Here is a 17,612-nt window from a genome sequence, read left to right as displayed (position 1 = left end):
GCTCTGCCAGGTGCGCAGGATGACTTCGCCGACGCGGCCCATGGCTTGCGAGTCCGATGACATCATGCTGATGGCGCCGATGTCGTGCAGGATGTCTTCAGCGGCGATGGTTTCGCGCCGGATGCGCGATTCGGCGAAGGCCACATCTTCCGCGATGGCGGCGTCGAGGTGGTGGCAGACCATCAGCATGTCGAGATGTTCGTCGAGCGTGTTGACGGTGAACGGGCGCGTGGGATTGGTCGACGACGGCAGCACATTGCCCTGGCCGACGGCGGCGATGATGTCCGGCGCGTGGCCGCCGCCGGCGCCCTCGGTGTGGAAGGTGTGGATGGTGCGGTCCTTGAACGCGGCCAGCGTGTGTTCGAGGAAGCCGCCCTCGTTGAGGGTGTCGCTGTGGATGGCGACCTGCACGTCCATGCGGTCGGCCACCGACAGGCAGTTGTCGATGGCGGCCGGCGTGCTGCCCCAGTCCTCGTGCAGTTTGAGGCCGATGGCGCCGGCCAGCACCTGCTCCTCCAGCGGCGCCGGCAGGCTGACGTTGCCCTTGCCGAGCAGGCCGATATTCATGGGGAAGGCGTCGGCCGCGCCCAGCATCGCGTGCAGGTGCCACGGCCCCGGCGTGCAGGTGGTGGCCGAGGTGCCGGCCGCCGGTCCGGTGCCGCCGCCTATCATCGTCGTCACGCCGCTCATCAGGGCTTCCTCGATCTGCTGCGGCGCGATGAAGTGGATGTGGGTGTCGACGCCGCCGGCGGTGACAATCATGCCTTCGCCGGCGATGATCTCGGTGGCGCCGCCGATGGCCATCGTCACATTCGGCTGGATGTCCGGGTTGCCGGCCTTGCCGATGGCGGCGATCATGCCGTTTTTCAGGCCGATGTCGGCCTTGACGATGCCCCAGTGGTCGACGATGACGGCGTTGGTGATGACGGTGTCCATGACGTCGGCGGCCACGCGCTGCGACTGGCCCATGCCGTCGCGGATCACTTTGCCGCCGCCGAATTTGACTTCCTCGCCATAGGTCGCGTAGTCGTGCTCGATCTCGATGAACAGTTCGGTGTCGGCCAGGCGGACGCGGTCGCCCGTGGTCGGCCCGTACATTTCCGCGTAGGCGCGGCGCGCGAGGGTCGCCATGTCAACCCTTGGGCGGGACGGTCGCCAGCTTGCCGTTGACGGCGCCGTTGAAGCCGTAGACTTTCTGTTCGCCGGCCAGCTTCACCAGTTCGACGGTGCGCTGCTGGCCCGGCTCGAAGCGCACGGCGGTGCCGGCGGCGATGTTCAGGCGCATGCCGTAGGCGCGCCAGCGCTCGAAGCCGAGGGCCGGATTGACTTCGAAAAAGTGGAAGTGCGAGCCGACCTGGATCGGCCGGTCGCCACGGTTCTGCACCACCACGGTGGCCGTTTCGCGGCCGTCGTTGATGCCGATTTCGCCTTCTTCGAGCAGGTATTCGCCGGGGATCATGATGGGCTCCTTGTGAACAGTGTCTTGTAATAGATCGCGTTCGGTTTCCATATGCCTGACGGATTACAGGCATAGTCGGGCAGGCCGGCGGCATAGGTGTAGCCGCAGGCCCGGTAAAACGGTTCGGCGTCGGAGCCGGCTTCGGTGTCGAGGTAGAGCAGGCCGCGATCGAGTGCGCGGGCGGCCGCTTCGACGGCGGCCATCAGTTGGCGCGCGACGCCGCCGCGGCGCGCCGCGCTGTGCACCAGCAGCTTTTGCACTTCGGCGCGGTTGACGCCATTCTTTTTCCCGCACAGTTCGACCTGCACGGTGCCGACGATGGCGCCATCGCGTTCGGCGAGCCACAGCAGGCGCGCGCCGGTCTGCATGGCGGCGCGCACTTCGCACCAGTAGGCGCCGGCCTCGGTCGGCGTCAGCGCCGCCAGGAAGCCGAGCGAGGCGCCGTGGGCCACGGCGTCCATCAGCAGCGCGATCAGGTCGGCGCGGGCGGCGTCGTATTGTGCGAGGTCGGGTTGGTAGATGTTCATGGCGCGCGGCTGGTGCTTACGGTATCGGGTGGTGGACCGTCACCAGCTTGGTGCCGTCCGGGAAAGTGGCTTCGACCTGGATGTCGGGGATCATGTCGGCGATGCCGTCCATGACGTCGGCCCGCGTCAGGATGGCGGCGCCGTCGGCCATCAGCTCGGCCACCGTCTTGCCGTCGCGCGCCCCCTCCATGATGGCGGCGCTGATCAAGGCGACGGCTTCGGGATAATTCAGCTTCAGGCCGCGCGCGCGGCGGCGCTCGGCCAGCAGGCCGGCGGTGAAGATCAGCAGCTTGTCTTTTTCGCGGGGGGTCAAATCCATGTCGGTTCCGGTTCGGGTTCAGGTGCGCCAGATGCGCGGCACCACGGCCGCGCGGTCCAGCAGGTGCGGGCGCAAGCGGCGCCACACGGCCAGCATGAGGTGGCGCGCCGCTTCGCTGTCGTCGCCCAGGTGGCGCGCCACCAGCACGCCCTTGGTGTGGCTGATGCCGAAGCCGGCGTCTGGATGCAGGTGGGCGGCGGCGGCGGCCCTCATCTCGGCCAGCACGCCGGCCGGCAGCGGCTTGCCGACCGCGATCAGGGTGGCGCAGACGGTCTTGCCGTCCAGCGCCAGCGGGCTGGCGGGCGCGCCGCCGAGCAAGGCGCCCTGCTCCCACCAGATCAATTTTCCGCCGCGGTGTATCTGCGTGCGCTGCGCGACCTTGCCGGCGCTGAACGATTCGCCCGACGCGCGCCGGCCCATGCACAGGATTTCGCAGCCGATGTAGCGGGCGTCGGCGGCCAGGGCGACGTGCTGGTCGAGCACCACGTCGGCCTCGTTGTAGAAGATGGTTTCCTGCGGCAGCCATTCGAGCGCGGCGCCGGCGCCGACGTCCAGACGCAGCCGCTGGCGCGAGACCTTGCCGTTGGCCTTGTACCATTTGGCGGCGCCCGGCGTGGTCAGCAAGGCGTGCGCGCCGGGGCCGACGCTGGCGCTGATGTCGAGCTGGTCGCCGCCGACGACGCCGCCCGGCGGGTGGACGACGATGGCGTGGCACACGGCGCCGCCCTCGGGATGGAGCGACTTTTGCACCCGCAGCGGGCCGTGGTGGCGGTTGCCGGTCAGCCGCGTGGTGCCGGCGTCGTCCGTGAATCGCAGCGCGAGACTGGCCTGCCAGGCGCTGTGGCTGGCGGCGAGATCGGTGGCGGCGATGCAATCGGGCATGGTATGTCGTGGACAAGTGCTAATCTTTTACTCTAAGCAAGGTTTATGCCATGCCTGAAGGGCGCAATTCTTGACAGCGTGATTTTTTTTGCACCAAACCGTCAATTTCGCACCAAATTCGTGCATGAAATGCCAGCAGCGCCCCAAACCGTTCCCGGCGGCACTGTCGTATTTCGACGCCATCGTCGTAAAACCCGTACAATTTCGTCCACAACAAAACGGCGATGGTGTAGTCTGCTGACTGGACGTTTAATTTCCAATTTGAAATTAATGTTTGTTTATTGAAATTAGCCGAGTATGCGGGTACCTGAGATCCTAAAAAAATTAGCGGAGCGCGGCCGGGGCGGGAGCCGGGCCGGGCTGGCCGCCGCCGGCGTCGTGGGCGCGCTGGCCGTGCTGGGCGGCTGCGACAGCGGCCACCATGCCGCCGCGCCCGGCCGCGCCGACAGCGAGCCGACCACCATCACGGCCCTGGTCTGGGCCCCCGACTGGCCGCAGGAAATGCAGGAAATCGCCGCCGCCTTCACCCGCGCCCACCCGCGGATCAAGGTCGAGGTCCAGTTCATGATCGGCAATTCGGTCGAGGAAAACCTCAAGCCCAAGGTCGCCGCCAACCGCCTGCCGGATCTGGTGTCGCTCAATCCCAACGCCTATGCGACGCGGCTGGCCGACCAGGGCATCCTGGTCGACGTCGGCCGCAGCGCCGCCTGGGACAATATGCTGGACCAGCTCAAGCCGGACTGGACCGCGCCGTCCGGCCGCCACTACGGCGTCGCCGGCGGCATCGCCGCCACGCTGATCTACTACAACAAGGAAATGTTCCGCAAGGCCGGCATCGGCGCCCTGCCGACCAATTTCGAGCAATTCCTGACCGTCTGCGAGCAATTGAAAAAGGCCGGCTACACGCCGCTGGTGCTCGACGGCGCCTATCCCAATATGCTGGGCAACGGCCCCTTCAGCTACGGCTTCGCCAACAACGTGGCGGCGCGCCAGCCGGACTGGCGCGAGGCGCTGGCGGCCGGCAAGCTCGACTTGAACACCCCGGAAGTGGCCGACATCTTCGCCAAGATCAAGCTGCTGGCCGCGCGCGGCTATTTGCAGCCCGGCTATATGAACACCGGCTACGCCGACGGCCTCAAGCTGTACGCCGACGGCCGCGCGGCCATGGCCTTCGAAGGCACGTGGGCGGCCGGCCGGCTGATGGGCGGCCGGGTCGCCAGCGGCGTGTTCGTGCCGCCGTGGAACGCGCCGGGCAAGCGGGTGGTGCCGGTGCTGGGCAGCGAGACCGGCTTCGCCGTCTGCGACACCCGCCACCGCGAGGCGGCGCTGCAATTTCTCGACTACCTGGTCGGCGCCGGCTATCCCATGCAGCAAAACAAGCGCCGCAATATCCCCTCGATGAAGCAGCTGGCCGCGCCGGCCGTCAGCGATCCGCAAATGACGGCCTACATCGCCCAGATCAGCGCCGCGCCCCAGGCCGTGCCGCCGTATTATGTGTTCTTGCCGGCGTCGGCCATCGAACTGCTGCACCCGCTGCTGCAAGACGTCTTGTCCGGCAAGACCACGCCGCAGCAGGCCGCCGGCCAGTTGAACGGCGCGCTCGACCGACAGGTGCGGCCATGAGCGCGCCCACCGCCATGGCCGCGGCGCGCCCGCCGAGCGCGCCGGGCTGGCCCGAGCGCCAGCTGACGGCGCTGCTGCGCAGGAGCGCCATCCGGCACCGCCTGCTGGCCGCCTTCATCGTGCTGACGCTGCTGCCGCTGCTGGTGTCGGGCTACATTTCCTACACCGAATCGAGCAAGGCGATCCAGCAGAAGACCCAGCTGTTCGCCACCGAAATCGTCAAGCAGGTGGCCAAGAACGTGCAGCTGCAAATGGCCGCCATCGAAACCGGCAGCGAGGCGCTGGCGCTGTCGGACGCGGTGCAGCAGGCGCTGGCGCGCTACGACCTCGACAGCGCGACCGAGAAGGGCCGGGCCCGCGCCGACCTGACCAAGATCCTGCTCGACGCCTACGGCGCGCGCGACGACATCAGCCAAAAGTATTTTCTCGATCCGCACAACCGCGTGCTCGACCCGCAGGTGTTCGCCCAGCTCGGGCGCGGCGTCGAGCAATTCGTGGCCGCCGCGCCGGCCGCCGCCGCCAACCAGGGCCGGCCGTCGTGGGCCGCGCTCGATTTATGGGGCGGCAATCCCAGCATCGCCATGGTGCGGCAGATTTACTGGAAGCGCGACAACCGCCTGGCCGGCAGCCTGCTGCTGGGCGTGCGGCCGGCCCACCTGGCCACCGTGTTCGACAACGTACACCTGGGCGCCGGCAGCGAGATCTTCGTGCTCGACAGCCGCGACGGCAGCGCCCTGATCCAGCCGCGCGAGCATGCCGGCGCCATGGCGGCGGCCGCGCCGGCGCTGCTGCGCGCCATCGCCGCGAGCGCGCGCGGCGGCGAGCCGACCGGCTTCCTGGCCTACCCCGACCGGGCCGCCGGCGCCGGCTACTTCGTCGCCTACACGCAGATTCCGCGCACCAGCTGGTACGTGGTCAGCATCCTGCCCGACGGCGCCCTGCTGGCCGAGGCGCAATCGGTGCGCAACAAGATCGTCAGCATCGGCCTGCTGTGCTTTCTGGTCGCCATCGGCCTGGCCTATATGATCGCGCGCAGCATCTCGGCGCCGCTGGAAAAGCTGGCCTGCATCATGCGCGAAACCGTCACCGGCAACTACGCCTTGCGCATGGATTACGAGGGCGGCGACGAACTGGCGCTGCTGTCGCAAAAGTTCAACGAGATGGCCGCCAACATCAGCCAGACCACCGAGCAGCTCGAAGCGCGCGTGGCGGCCCGCACCCGCGACCTGGAACTGGCCAATGAAAAACTGGCGGCGCTGAGCATGACCGACAGCCTGACGGCCATCGCCAACCGGCGCCGCTTCGACGCCGCGCTGGAGGCCGAGCTGCACCGCGCCGCCCGCAGCGGCCAGCCGGTGGCCTTGCTGATGATAGACGTCGACTTCTTCAAGAACTACAACGATTTCTACGGCCACCAGGAGGGCGACGCCTGCCTGCGCAAGGTGGCCGCGCTGTTGCAGGCCCATGCGCGCCGCGCCAGCGACCTGGCGGCGCGCTACGGCGGCGAGGAGTTCGTCATGCTGGCCGCCGACACCGACGCCGACGCCGCGCTGGCGCTGGCCGAGGCGCTGCGGCTGGCGCTGGAGGCGCTGCGGCTGCCGCACGCCAAGTCGCCGATCGGCTGCGTCAGCATCAGCGTCGGCGTGGCCGTGCTCACGCCGAACGAGCACGACACGGCCGACCTGTTCATCCGCAGCGCCGACAAGGCCATGTACCGCGCCAAGGAACAGGGCCGCAACCGGGTCGTGCTGGGCGGCCGGAAGTAGGCGCGGGCGGCGGCGCCGTCAGCATCGGCGGCGACGGCGACGGCGACGCGGCGGCGATGCTGCCTGTGCCGATTCTTGCGCCCGCTGCACAAATGATTTGAGCGCGGCGGTCTAGGCGCGCGCGGCCGCCGAGGCGATACTGGGCTTTTCCAGCACAACTATCGGAGTCGGCATGAAAGTATTTATCACGGGTGCGGCGGGGTTCATCGGCGGCTCGATCGCGGCCGGACTGGCGCGCGCCGGCCATCACGTCACGGGCCTGGTGCGCCAGCCGGAGCAGGTCGCCGAACTGGCCACCATCGGCGTGCACGGCGTCGTCGGCACGCTCGACGACCGCGCCCTGCTGATGGCCAAGGCGCGGGCGGCCGACGCCGTCGTCAACGCCGCCAGCAGCGACCACCGCGGCGCCGTCGAAGCGCTGCTCGACTCCCTGGCCGGCTCCGGCAAGGTGCTGCTGCACACCAGCGGTTCGAGCATCGTCGGCGACGCGTCGGGCGGTGTGGGCAGCGAGCAGATTTATCATGAAGACGCGCTGCCGGCGCCCACCGCCGACAAGGCCGCCCGCGTCGCCATCGACGAGCTGGTGCTGGCCGGCGCCGCGCGCGGCGTGCGCAGCGCCGTGCTGTGCAACACGCTGATCTACGGCCACGGCGCGCTGCCGCGCGACAGCGTGCAGCTGCCGCGCCTGCTCAAGCAAGCGCGCCGCAGCGGCATCGTGCGGCATGTCGGACCCGGCCGCAACATCTGGTCGAACGTGCACATCGACGACGTCGTCGACCTCTACCTGCTGGCGCTGGAAAAGACGGCGGCCGGCATGTTTTACTTCGTCGAGCATGGCGAAGCGGCCTTCGGCGACATGACGGCGGCCATGGCGGCGGCGCTGGGCCTGGGGCCGGCCCAGGATTGGCCGCTGGATCTGGCCATCGCCGAATGGGGCTATGAAATGGCGTCCTACGGGCTGGGTTCCAACAGCCGCGTGCGCGGCCAGCGCGCCCGCACCCTGCTCGGCTGGGCGCCGCACCGGCCGCCGGTGCTGGACTGGATCGCACGCGACATGCTGGCGCCGCCGGCGGCCGCGTGATCCATCATGCGATATCAACCGCGCAATTAATTTCGTCGGAGTAATATTAAACACGCAGCGCCATCCGAAAAATTGCATCAAGGAATTTTAAATTCCAGGGTGCAATTTTCGTCCTCATTTATACAACTATTTTCTTAAATTTTTCCTTTTTTGGGCTGGGTGACGAGCTTGCCCAGCGTTACCACTGTTATAATTCATGTGTCTTTTGAGAAACAATAATTGCCAACAGTTTGCAGCGCCTGAAAAAAGGAAACTACCATGACTTTCACCAAATTCATCCAAGCCGCCGCCGTGACCGCCGCCCTGCTGGCGGCCGGTAGCGTCCAAGCCGCCCCTAACCTCGTCATCAACGGCAGTTTTGAAAACCTGGGCCTGGGCCACCCCGCGCTGGCCGACGGCACCTGGAGCACCTACGATTACATCCAGGGCTGGGCCAGCCTGACGCACGGCATCGAAGTGCGCAACAACGTGGCCGGCCAAGCCGACGCGGGCAAATACTTCGTCGAGCTGGACACGAATCAGAACAGTTCGATGTCGCAAGACATCCTGAACACCCACTTCGGCAAGAGCTACACGCTGACCTTCGACATCCAGGACCGCGCCGGCGTGCCGACGTCGTCGCAGGGCATCGAAGTATTGTGAGACGGCAACAGCGTCGGCGTCTTCAACAACGCCGCCAGCTGGACCGCGGAATCGATCACCGTCGTGAGCCAGAACAAACACTTCGGCGACTTGCTGACCTTTAAAGCCGTCGGCACCTCCGATTCGCTCGGCACCTCGCTGGACAACGTTCGCCTCACCGCCGCCGTGCCGGAACCGGAAACCTACGGCATGCTGCTCGCCGGCCTGGGTCTGATGGGCTTCATCGCCCGCCGCCGCAAAGCCGCAAAATAATCGTCCACGCGACGATGACAAGACGCCCTACGGGGCGTTTTTTTTTGCTCGGCATTTCGTCATGCCATAGCTTTTTTTCCTCCTCACGAACTTCCGGGAACTAGCTTGCTCGCACTGCGCTTGGGGCGGCCGCCTCGTCCGGCGTGTTTCTCGGTGTGTTTCTTGCGCGGCACATCGTCGCCTTGCCCAGCTTTCTGCGCGGCGGATGGGCGGACCTTGTTTGGGCGCAGCTGGGACGGGCGCGCTGCCGGCTACCTATCCTTAACCTTATCTTTATCGTCATCGCGCCGCAGGCGGGGCGTCGCCCGCGATTTTATTGCGGCCGCAGGCGCGTCGTCTCCGAACATACGCGCTATGGCCTTGTTTCGCGCCGAGCGGAAAACATCGGCCAGCAGCCATGCATCGCTGCCGGGAAGGCGCAGCCAGATGGCTTTCCACGCGTTGCGGTTGCCGCTGCCGTGCAAGTTGGCAAAGCCCGACGGCGATATGGACCGCTCGCCGCATTTGATTTCGGCGCCCTCCACCACGGCGAAGTAGGGCTGGCGGCCGAAGCTCGCGCGCAGCTTGGTTCCCTCGGGAAGAAACACCTGCTTCCACTGGTAGCCCGCCTCGGACGGCGCCGCCGGCTGCTGCGGGGCCGCCGGAGCTGGATTCATCAAGGCGCGGATCGCATCCCAGATAATAGGCTCCATCAGGGGATCGGACCAGAAATGGCCCGTGTGCTCGCCCAAGGCCTCCAACAAGTCGGTAGGCACGGCAACGTTCATATAGTAGAGAGGCCTTTTGTAAGGCTTGGAAGCTGGCTTGGAGACGGGCGTGGATTCAGGCGTGGACATGGTGGGTGCCTCGAAAAAATCGGTTTTACTAATCGCTGCTAGCTCCTGCTAAGGAATACTGCAACGCGCTATCGCTTACTAAAATTTCCGCGCGGGACGCGAAACCATACTAAATCCCGGCCTGTATTTGTTAGAGCCGTGTAGTACGATTTAGTTCCGCCGATAGCATAGAACCGCATGAAATAGTAAGGAGTAGCGGCAGCTAGTATGGAATAGCAGGTTTTAGTAAAACCGAAAAAAAAGGCACACCCACCCCATACCCGGTGAGCGTTGCCTAAGGCACAGGCAAACCAAGGCACAGGCGAGCTGTAGGGAGCGCGGGCGCAAAAAAACCTGCCGACGCCATCGCGATCGGCAGGTCCGGGCGCGATGGCCCCGAGCGAGCGCTCAGTCCAGATGCGGATACGGGCTCTTGCCGCCGTCGGCGATGAAGGCGTCGATGCGCGCCTCGAGCACCGGCAAGGGCACCGAACCGAGTTGCAGCACGGTGTCGTGGAAATTGCGCAGATTGAATTTACTCCCCAGCGCCGCCTCGGCCTTCTTGCGCGCGTTGATGATGCTCATCTCGCCCAGATAATAAGACAGCGCCTGCCCCGGCCACGAGATGTAGCGATCCACTTCCGTCTCGATTTCGTGATCCGAAAGCGCCGTGTTGTCGTGCAAATAGGCTTGCGCCTGCTCCCGCGTCCAGCCCTGCGCATGGATGCCGGTGTCGACCACCAGCCGCGAGGCGCGCCAGGCCTGGTAACTGAGCATGCCGAAGGTTTCATACGGCGTTTCGTAGATGCCCATCTCGCTGCCCAGTCGCTCCGAATACAGGGCCCAGCCTTCGCCGAAGGCCGAGATGTAGGCGCGGCGGAACATCGGCAAGCCCTTCTGCTCCATCGCCACCGGCATCTGGAAGGCGTGGCCCGGCGCCGATTCGTGCAGCGTCAGCGCCGGCAGGCTGTAGAGCGCGCGCGCCGGCAGATTGTAGGTGTTGACCAGATAAACGCCCGGCCCGCCGCGGCCCGACGTGTAGAACGGCGCCTGGTCGTCCGGCACCGGCGTGATGGCGAAGCGCCGACGCGGCAGGTAGCCGAAATACTCGCTGGCCTTGCCATCGAATTTTTTCGCGATATAGGCCGCGCGCAGCAGCAATTCCCGCGGCGTCTTGGCGTAGAACTGCGGGTCGGTGCGCAGGAAGTGCAAAAAGGCCGGCAGGTCGCCCTGGAAGCCGGTCTGCGCGATCGTGGCCTGCATCTCGGCGAGGATCTTGGCCATCTCGCTCAAGCCCAGTTCATGGATCTGCGCCGCGCTCAGCGTGGTGGTGGTGAACTCGACGATCTTCGATTGATAATAGGCTTTGCCGTCGGGCAGGCTCTCGGCCGCCAGCGCCTCGGTGGCGTGCGGCACATACTCTTCGCGCATGAACTTGAGCAGCGCCGCGTACGCGGGCAGCACCGCCGTGGCGATGGCTTGCTCGCCGGCCGCGCGCAGGGCGGCCTGCTCGGCGGCCGGTATCGTCTCCGGCATCTGCTTGAAGGGCTGGTAATAAACCGTCTCCTGCGCGCTCTTCGCCTGCGTCACGGACGTCAGCGAACTATCGCGGCCGGTCAGCGTGACGCGCGGCGGCGTGAAGCCGCGCGCCAGGCCGGCGCGCATGTTCGCGGTCTCCTCGCCGAAATAGCGCGGCACGTCGTTGAGCTGCTTGATGTAGGCCTGGTATTCGGCGGCCGTGCTGAAATGCTTGCGGGCGTCGTCGGCCATATTGGACCAGAACGCGGTGTCGGCGTTGAGCGGCTTTTCATATTCGCGGAACTGCTGGGCGCTGACGAAGGCGGCGATCTGGGCCCGGTAGACGGCGTAATTGACTTTTTCGGCGGCCGACAATTTCGCCGGCGCGATGGCGTCGAGCTTCTTCATCACGCCCTGCCAGTAGGCCAGGCGCGCCTGCTCGGTCTTGAGGTCGACGTGCGGCAGCTCGGCGCTGATCTCGCCGCCGTCGTCGTCCTCGCCCTCTTCCAGGCGCTGGGTCACGCGCCACTTCCACTCTTGCGTGTAGACGGCCTTGAACTGGGCGTCGGCGGCGACCGAGGGATGGTCGGCCGCCGAGGTGGCGGCGGCCGACCACAGCAGACATGCGGCGGCGGCGGCCGCGCTCATTTTCTTATTCATGACACTCCGGGGTTGGATGCTAAAAGGTCGTTTACAGTTCGAGCAGGTTGCGCCGTTCGCGCATCAGCGCCGTGAACGCGGGGCCGGCCAGCGGACGGCTGAAATAATAGCCCTGCATTTCGTCGCAGCCGCGCTGCGCCAGAAACTCCATCTGCGCGCGCGTTTCGACGCCTTCGGCGATGACGCGCATGTTCAGGTTGTGCGCCAGCGAGATCACCGACAGCGCGATGGCGGCGTCGTTGGCGTTGGTGGTGACGTCGTCGACGAAGGACTTGTCGATCTTGAGCACGTCGATCGGGAAGCGCTTCAGATAACCGAGGCTGGAGTAGCCGGTGCCGAAATCGTCGAGCGAGATGCTGACGCCGATGTTCTTCAATTTCTTGAGCGCGGCGACGGCCTTGTCCGGGTCGCCCATCACCGTGCCTTCCGTGATTTCGATGCCCAGCGAGGCCGGCGCGACGCCGTATTTGCGCAGCGTGTTTTCGACAAAGGCGACGGTGCCGTCGTGGGCGAACTGGCCGCCCGACAGGTTGACGGCGACCTTCATGTCGCCGACGCCGGCGTCGTGCCAGGCGCGGATCTGCGCGCACACGGTGTCGAGCACCCATTCGCCGATGGCGGTGATGAGGCCGTACTCCTCGGCCAGCGGAATGAAGCGGTTCGGCGGCACCTTGCCCAGCACCGCGTTATCCCAGCGCAGCAGCGCCTCGGCGCCCAGCATCACGCCGGTGCGCAAGCACATTTGCGGCTGGTAGTGGACCTCGAATTCGCCGCGCGCGATGGCGCCGCGCAGCTGGCCCTGGATCGCCAGCTTGTCGCGGATTTCGGCGTCCATCCTTTCGGTGAAAAAGGCGTAGTGGTCGCGCCCCGTTTCCTTGGCGCGGAACAGCGCCGTGTCGGCGTTGCGCACCAGCTCATCGAAGCTGTCGCCGTCGCTCGGGCTGATGGCGATGCCGATGCTCGACGTCAGCGAAATCGGCTGGCCGTCGATAATCAATTCGCGCCGCAGGCCGTCCAAAATCCGCTGCGCCAGCGCCAGCGTGGCGCCCAGCTGGACGTCGTCCTGCACGATGATCTGGAATTCGTCGCCGCCCTGGCGCGTCACGGTGTCGCCCTCGCGCACGGTCTCGCTGAGGAAGCGCGCCACCACTTGCAGCGTCTTGTCGCCCACGTGCGGGCCGTAGGAATCGTTGATGCTCTTGAAGCGGTCGAGGTCCAGGCACAGCACGGCCACGCACTGGCCGTCGCGCCGCGCCGCCGCCGCCGCGTGCTCGAAGCGCTGGCGCGCCAGCAGCCGGTTCGGCAAGCCGGTCAGGGCGTCGTGGTTGGACAGGAAGTCGATCAGGTGCTGCTCGGCCTTGCGTTCCGTGATGTCCATGAACACGGCGATGTGGTTGAGCACATGGCCGTCGGCGTCGCGCACCGACGACACGCTGAGCAGGCCCGGATAGGTGTCGCCGTTCTTGCGCCGCGCCAGGATCTCGCCCGACCAGTGGCCGCCGTTTTGCAGCGACTGCACCATCGTCGCGTAGGTGGCGGTGTTGACCTGGCCGGCGTGCAGCATGACCACCGGCTGGCCTATCACTTCCTGCGCCGTGTAGCCGGAAATCTTGCTGAAGGCGGGATTGGCGGCGACGATGTTGGTGGCCGGGTCGGTGATGACGATGGCGTCCAGCGTGGCCTCGAACACCTGGCCGGCCAGGCGCAGCAATTCCTCGTTGGCGCGCCGCTGGCGCACTTCCAGCTCCAGCGACTGGGCGGTGGCGGCCAGTTCGGCCGTGCGTTCGGCAACCCGCTGCTCGAGGTGGGCGCGTTCGGCCGCCAGCGCCTTTTGGGCCCGGCCCAGGCGCACGTGGGCGTCGGCCCGGGCCAGGATTTCCTCGGTCTGGAAGGGCTTGGCGATGAAGTCGACGCCGCCGAGCGCGAAGCCGCGCACCTTGTCGTCGGTGTCGTGCTGGGCCGACAGGAAGATCACCGGCACCTGCTGGAGTTCCGGGATTTCCTTGAGCCGGCGGCAGACTTCGAAGCCGTCGATACCGGGCATGCGGATGTCGAGCAAAATCAGTTCGGGCGGGCGCGATTGCGCGGTCCACAGCGCCAGCTCGCCGTTGGGGGCCTGGCGCACGTAGTAGCCGGCCTCCGTCAACAGGTCGCTGAGCAGCTTGAGCGAGGCCGGCGTGTCCTCCACGATCAGCACTTCGCCCTTGGTATGGTATTCCGACAAATCCCGATGCATGTAAAACTCTTTCTGACCTGTGAGTGACTTCGCCGCCGGATCGCCTGCCGGCCGGCGCCTTTGCCAGCGCTGTGTTATTGCCATGTTAGCGCTGTGCTACCGTTAGTAATTCAACAGCATCGACCGCCATGATATACCCGCGCCGCCGCGCCGTGCAGTTTTATCCCGCCGGCGCGGGCCGCCGCTATCCCGGCCAGCCATGTTCCGGGCCGTAGCGCTTGGCGCCGCTGAGCTGGGGCGCGACCAGTGGGAAGCGCATGGCGAAGCGGGTGGCGCCGGGCACGCTGCCGACGCTGACCGTGCCGCCGAGCACGTTGACGATCAGGTTGTGGACGATGTGCAGGCCCAGCCCGCCGCTGCCCTTGCCCATCTGCGTCGTGAAGAAGGGGTCGAACACCTTGCCCACGCTGGCGGCGGCGATGCCGCCGCCGTTGTCCTCGAATTCCAGCGTGGCGGCGCCGTCGCCGTCGCGGCCGGCCCGGATCACGATGGTGGCCGCCGCCCCGGCCGCCGGCCCGAAGGCGTGCAGCAGCGCGTTGCGGGTCAGCTGGGTCAGGATCTGGCACAGCGCGCCGGGATAGCTGTCGAGCGCCACGCCGGGCGCCGACTGCAGGTCCAGCGTCACCGCCATGTCGCGCAGCGCCGGACGCAGCGTCGTCATCATGTCCTCGATCAGCAGCGCCAGGTCGAACTGGCGGCGCTGCGAGCTGCTCTGGTCGACCGCCACCTGCTTGAAGCATTCGATCAGGTCGGCCGCCTTGTGCAGATTGCGCTGCAACAGCTCGGCCGCGTGGCTCACGTCGGCGCCGAACTGCATCAGCTCCGAGCGCCGCACGCCGCCGTCCAGCCCTTCGAGGAAGCCGCGGGTGCGGTCGTCCATCGCGCTGGCGGCCAGCACGCAGTTGCCGATCGGCGTGTTCAATTCGTGGGCGACGCCGGCCACCAGCGCGCCCAGCGCCGCCAGCCGCTCCGAGCGCGCGATCTCGCCGCGCGCCGTGTCGAGCTGGGACAGCGTCGCCGTCAGCTCGGCGTTGCTGGCCGCCAGCGCCAGCTGGGTGCGCGCCAGCTTGATCTGCGCCAGCACCCGCGCCAGCACTTCCTCGGTCTGATAGGGCTTGGCGATGAAGTCGACGGCGCCGGCCTTGAAACCGCGCATCTTGTCGTCCATGTCGTACTGCGCCGACAGGAAGATGACGGGAATGTCGCGCAGCTGGGTGCTCTGCTTGAGGCGCTGGCACACTTCGAAGCCGTCGATGCCCGGCATGCGGATGTCGAGCAGGATCAGGTCCGGCGGGCGGGCCTGCGCGCTCCACAGCGCCAGCTCGCCGTCCGGCGCCTGGCGCACCTGGTAGCCGGCCGCGATCAGCAGGTCGCTGAGCAGCTTGAGCGAGGCCGGCGTGTCTTCCACCACCAGCACTTCGCCGGCGCTGCCGGCGGCCACGGCCTGTCCGGCGGCGCTGGCCGCCGCTGCGGCGACGGCGGCGGCGGCGGCGGTGACGACTGCGGCGGCCGTCATGCGGTCTCCCGGATCGGATTGCCGTCGGCTTCGGCGGCGGCCTCGTCGAGCAGCACGCACAGCTGCGGATAGCGGTGCAGGCGCAGCATGTGCTCGATGCGCTCGACCACCCCGGCCAGCGCCGGCGGCAGGGGCGCCAGCAGCAGCGCCACGCGCGCCAGGTTCAGTTCCTGCACCGCCGTCTTCAGGGTGGCGCGCAACTCGGGCGCCAGCAGATCGAGGTCGCCGCGCGACAGCGGCGCCGGCAGCGCCTGCGGCTGGGCGTGACGGTGGCGCACGAATTGCAGGCCCAGCTGCTGTTCCAGCACCAGGTAGAGCTGCTCCTGCTGCACCGGCTTGCGCATGAATTCGTCGGCCCCGGCGGCCAGCGCCTCCTCGCGCTCCTCGGCGTAGGCCGACGCGGTCAGCATCACGATGCGCGGCTGCACCTGGTCGGGGTCGGCGCGCACGCGGCGCGTCACTTCCAGGCCGTCGAGCTGCGGCATGCGCCAGTCCATGAACACCAGATTCGGCTGCCAGGCCGTGATGGCGTCGAGCGCCGCCACGCCGTCGGGCGCGCAGCGCACCGCGAAGCCGAGCGGCTTGAGCAGGCTGACCAGCAGCGCGCAGCCGTCCTCGTTGTCGTCGGCCACCAGGATGCGGCAGCCGCGGTCCTGTGGCGCCAGCGCCGCCACGTCGCCGCCGCCGCCGGTCCCCGCCGGGCGCTCTGGCGTCAGTCCGGCCGCGCCGGTCAGCTGCACCGGTATCGTGAAGGTGAACGTGGCGCCCTGCCCCAGCACCGACTGCACGCCCAGCACACCGCCCATCAAGAGCACGAATTCGCGCGAAATCGTCAGGCCCAGTCCCGTGCCCTCCTTGGCGCCGGGGCCGTCGGCCTGGATGAAGGGCTCGAAGATGCGCACCTGGTCTTGCTCCGAGATGCCGGGCCCGCTGTCGCGCACGGCGAAACTGAGCTGGCAGCCGCCGTCGGCGCCGGTGACGCCGCGCACGCCCAGCGTGACCTTGCCCTGGTGCGCGAACTTGACCGCGTTCGACATCAGGTTCAGCAGCACCTGGCGCAGCTTGGTGCCGTCGACGCGCGCGGCCGCCGGCATCAGCACGCATTCGAGTATCAGCTCGATGCCGCTCTGGCCGGCGCGCATGCTGACCATGTCCATCACTTCCTGCAACATCTCGCGCAGGCTGACCACCTCCGTTTGCAGCACGGCGCGGCCGGCCTCGATCTTCGACAGTTCCAGGATGTCGTTAATCAGCGTCAGCAAATGGTGGCCGGAGCGGTGGATGATGGCCAGGTTGCGCTTTTCCTCCGGCAGCATGTGCTTGGAGTCGGCCATCAGGCGCGAAAAGCCGATCACGGAATTGAGCGGCGTGCGCAGCTCGTGGCTCATATTGGCCAGGAAGGTGCTCTTGGCCTGGTTGGCCGCCTGCGCCTGCAACACCGCCACCGACAGCGCGCGGGTGCGGTCCTCGACCAGCTCCTCGAGGTGGTGGCGGTGGCGCCGCAACTCCATCTCGGCCGACTTTTGCGCCGTGATGTCGTAGTTGACGCCGACCATGCGCACCGGCCGGCTGTCGGCGCCGCGGAAGATCATGGCGTCGCCCTTCATGTGGCGCACCGACCCGTCCGGCCAGATCACGCGGAACTCGACGTCGTACTCGGCCAGCCCCTCGAGCGACTGTTGCAGCAGCGCGCGGGTGGGGATGGCGTCGTCCGGGTGCAACATGTCTTCCCACAGCTTGAACGGCATCGGCACCTTGTGCGGCTCGGCCTGGTACAAGCGGAACATTTGCTCGTCCCACACCACCAGGCCGCTGATGACGTTCCAGTCCCAGATGCCGATGGCGGCCGCGCTGGAGGCGATTTGCAGCCGCTCCTCGCTGGCATGCATGGCCACGTAACGGCTGTCGAGCAGCTCGACCATGTCGCGGATGGAGGCGTACAGCGTCTTCAGTTCGCCGAGGAACAGGGCCTTGGGCGGCGCCGCGCCGAGGTTGTTGCCGGCCTTGACGTAGCCGGCATAGCGCCCCACCGCCGTCAGCGGTTTCAAGATCAGATGCCACAACAACATATACAGGCTGAGCACCAGCGTCAGGTCCAGCACGACGATGATGGCGGCGATCACCAGCTTGCGCTGGCGCATCTGCTGCAACAGCACGGCCGGCGACGCGTAGACGGTGATGGTGCCGATGTTCTGGCCGGCGGCGACGATGGCGCGGCGTTCGACCAGCAGCTCGGGCGACTGCGGCACCGTCGTCACCGCCTCGAGGCGGCCGTCGGCGTCGCGCGACAGGATGAAGGGGTGGCTGCCGGCGGCC

Annotated in this window: 15 protein-coding genes; 5 read left to right on the top strand and 10 right to left on the bottom strand. The window is 67.2% G+C overall.

Annotation, left to right across the window (positions count from 1 at the left end):
- From Q0S71_RS02070 to Q0S71_RS02050, 5 genes are all read right to left on the bottom strand, one after another.
- The coding region (locus Q0S71_RS02070; protein ID WP_295990591.1) for an urease subunit alpha at positions 1–1,131 on the bottom strand (1,131 nt) is incomplete at its 3' end.
- A 1-nt stretch (position 1,132) separates the two neighbouring features.
- On the bottom strand, positions 1,133–1,459 hold the full coding sequence (locus Q0S71_RS02065; protein WP_295990589.1) for an urease subunit beta: 327 nt from the start codon (positions 1,457–1,459) through the stop codon (positions 1,133–1,135).
- On the bottom strand, positions 1,456–1,986 hold the full coding sequence (locus tag Q0S71_RS02060) for a GNAT family N-acetyltransferase (protein WP_295990587.1): 531 nt from the start codon (positions 1,984–1,986) through the stop codon (positions 1,456–1,458). The genes Q0S71_RS02065 and Q0S71_RS02060 overlap by 4 nt, the downstream gene beginning before the upstream one ends.
- Positions 1,987–2,002: 16 nt before the next feature.
- The gene (ureA, locus tag Q0S71_RS02055; RefSeq protein WP_295990585.1) at positions 2,003–2,305 is read right to left on the bottom strand and encodes an urease subunit gamma; all 303 of its coding nucleotides are present in this window, start codon (positions 2,303–2,305) and stop codon (positions 2,003–2,005) included.
- Positions 2,306–2,323: 18 nt separating this feature from the next.
- A complete protein-coding gene (locus Q0S71_RS02050; RefSeq protein WP_295990582.1) occupies positions 2,324–3,187 on the bottom strand; it encodes an urease accessory protein UreD in 864 nt (287 codons plus the stop codon).
- A gap of 297 nt (positions 3,188–3,484) precedes the next feature.
- Here Q0S71_RS02050 and Q0S71_RS02045 point away from each other — a divergent pair, with 297 nt between their 5' ends.
- From Q0S71_RS02045 to Q0S71_RS02025, 5 genes are all read left to right on the top strand, one after another.
- Positions 3,485–4,810 carry an extracellular solute-binding protein gene (locus tag Q0S71_RS02045; protein ID WP_295990579.1) on the top strand — a complete coding sequence of 442 codons (1,326 nt, stop codon included), beginning with the start codon at positions 3,485–3,487 and terminating at the stop codon, positions 4,808–4,810.
- Positions 4,807–6,576: a diguanylate cyclase gene (locus tag Q0S71_RS02040; RefSeq protein WP_295990575.1), complete on the top strand. Its 1,770-nt coding sequence runs from the start codon at positions 4,807–4,809 to the stop codon at positions 6,574–6,576. The genes Q0S71_RS02045 and Q0S71_RS02040 overlap by 4 nt, the downstream gene beginning before the upstream one ends.
- Before the next feature lie 172 nt (positions 6,577–6,748).
- Positions 6,749–7,657 carry an NAD-dependent epimerase/dehydratase family protein gene (locus Q0S71_RS02035; protein WP_295990573.1) on the top strand — a complete coding sequence of 303 codons (909 nt, stop codon included), beginning with the start codon at positions 6,749–6,751 and terminating at the stop codon, positions 7,655–7,657.
- A 258-nt stretch (positions 7,658–7,915) separates the two neighbouring features.
- Complete coding sequence (locus Q0S71_RS02030) at positions 7,916–8,299, top strand: hypothetical protein (protein ID WP_295990571.1); 384 nt, start codon at positions 7,916–7,918, stop codon at positions 8,297–8,299.
- 63 nt (positions 8,300–8,362) lie between these two features.
- A complete protein-coding gene (locus Q0S71_RS02025) occupies positions 8,363–8,551 on the top strand; it encodes an FxDxF family PEP-CTERM protein (protein WP_295990568.1) in 189 nt (62 codons plus the stop codon).
- Positions 8,552–8,802: 251 nt separating this feature from the next.
- Here Q0S71_RS02025 and Q0S71_RS02020 read toward each other — a convergent pair whose 3' ends face one another.
- The 5 genes from Q0S71_RS02020 to Q0S71_RS02000 form a co-directional block, all read right to left on the bottom strand.
- Positions 8,803–9,387, bottom strand: coding sequence for a hypothetical protein (locus Q0S71_RS02020; RefSeq protein ID WP_295990566.1), 585 nt, complete (start codon positions 9,385–9,387; stop codon positions 8,803–8,805).
- Between the two features lie 387 nt (positions 9,388–9,774).
- The gene (locus Q0S71_RS02015) at positions 9,775–11,544 is read right to left on the bottom strand and encodes a DUF885 family protein (RefSeq protein ID WP_295990565.1); all 1,770 of its coding nucleotides are present in this window, start codon (positions 11,542–11,544) and stop codon (positions 9,775–9,777) included.
- A 31-nt stretch (positions 11,545–11,575) separates the two neighbouring features.
- The gene (locus Q0S71_RS02010) at positions 11,576–13,780 is read right to left on the bottom strand and encodes an EAL domain-containing protein (protein WP_295990564.1); all 2,205 of its coding nucleotides are present in this window, start codon (positions 13,778–13,780) and stop codon (positions 11,576–11,578) included.
- 184 nt (positions 13,781–13,964) lie between these two features.
- Positions 13,965–15,296, bottom strand: a complete 1,332-nt coding sequence (locus Q0S71_RS02005) for a sensor histidine kinase (protein WP_295990561.1) — start codon at positions 15,294–15,296, stop codon at positions 13,965–13,967.
- A partial coding sequence (locus tag Q0S71_RS02000) for an ATP-binding protein (protein ID WP_295990558.1) occupies positions 15,293–17,612 on the bottom strand: 2,320 nt, incomplete at its 5' end. The genes Q0S71_RS02000 and Q0S71_RS02005, both read right to left, overlap by 4 nt.

The organism is Rugamonas sp., assembly GCF_025354735.1.
Classification (GTDB): domain Bacteria; phylum Pseudomonadota; class Gammaproteobacteria; order Burkholderiales; family Burkholderiaceae_D; genus Rugamonas.
Note: the sequence above shows the minus strand (reverse complement) of the source record. Positions and strands in the feature narration are given on the sequence as shown.

Excerpts from the sequence above, each read along its gene's own strand:
- Q0S71_RS02045 (WP_295990579.1), top strand. The coding sequence starts at position 3,485 with ATGCGGGTACCTGAGATCCTAAAAAAATTAGCGGAGCGCGGCCGGGGC.
- Q0S71_RS02030 (WP_295990571.1), top strand. The coding sequence starts at position 7,916 with ATGACTTTCACCAAATTCATCCAAGCCGCCGCCGTGACCGCCGCCCTG.
- Q0S71_RS02010 (WP_295990564.1), bottom strand. The coding sequence starts at position 13,780 with ATGCATCGGGATTTGTCGGAATACCATACCAAGGGCGAAGTGCTGATC.
- ureA (WP_295990585.1), bottom strand. The coding sequence starts at position 2,305 with ATGGATTTGACCCCCCGCGAAAAAGACAAGCTGCTGATCTTCACCGCC.
- Q0S71_RS02015 (WP_295990565.1), bottom strand. The coding sequence starts at position 11,544 with ATGAATAAGAAAATGAGCGCGGCCGCCGCCGCCGCATGTCTGCTGTGG.
- Q0S71_RS02040 (WP_295990575.1), top strand. The coding sequence starts at position 4,807 with ATGAGCGCGCCCACCGCCATGGCCGCGGCGCGCCCGCCGAGCGCGCCG.
- Q0S71_RS02035 (WP_295990573.1), top strand. The coding sequence starts at position 6,749 with ATGAAAGTATTTATCACGGGTGCGGCGGGGTTCATCGGCGGCTCGATC.
- Q0S71_RS02060 (WP_295990587.1), bottom strand. The coding sequence starts at position 1,986 with ATGAACATCTACCAACCCGACCTCGCACAATACGACGCCGCCCGCGCC.
- Q0S71_RS02050 (WP_295990582.1), bottom strand. The coding sequence starts at position 3,187 with ATGCCCGATTGCATCGCCGCCACCGATCTCGCCGCCAGCCACAGCGCC.
- Q0S71_RS02065 (WP_295990589.1), bottom strand. The coding sequence starts at position 1,459 with ATGATCCCCGGCGAATACCTGCTCGAAGAAGGCGAAATCGGCATCAAC.
- Q0S71_RS02020 (WP_295990566.1), bottom strand. The coding sequence starts at position 9,387 with ATGTCCACGCCTGAATCCACGCCCGTCTCCAAGCCAGCTTCCAAGCCT.
- Q0S71_RS02005 (WP_295990561.1), bottom strand. The coding sequence starts at position 15,296 with ATGACGGCCGCCGCAGTCGTCACCGCCGCCGCCGCCGCCGTCGCCGCA.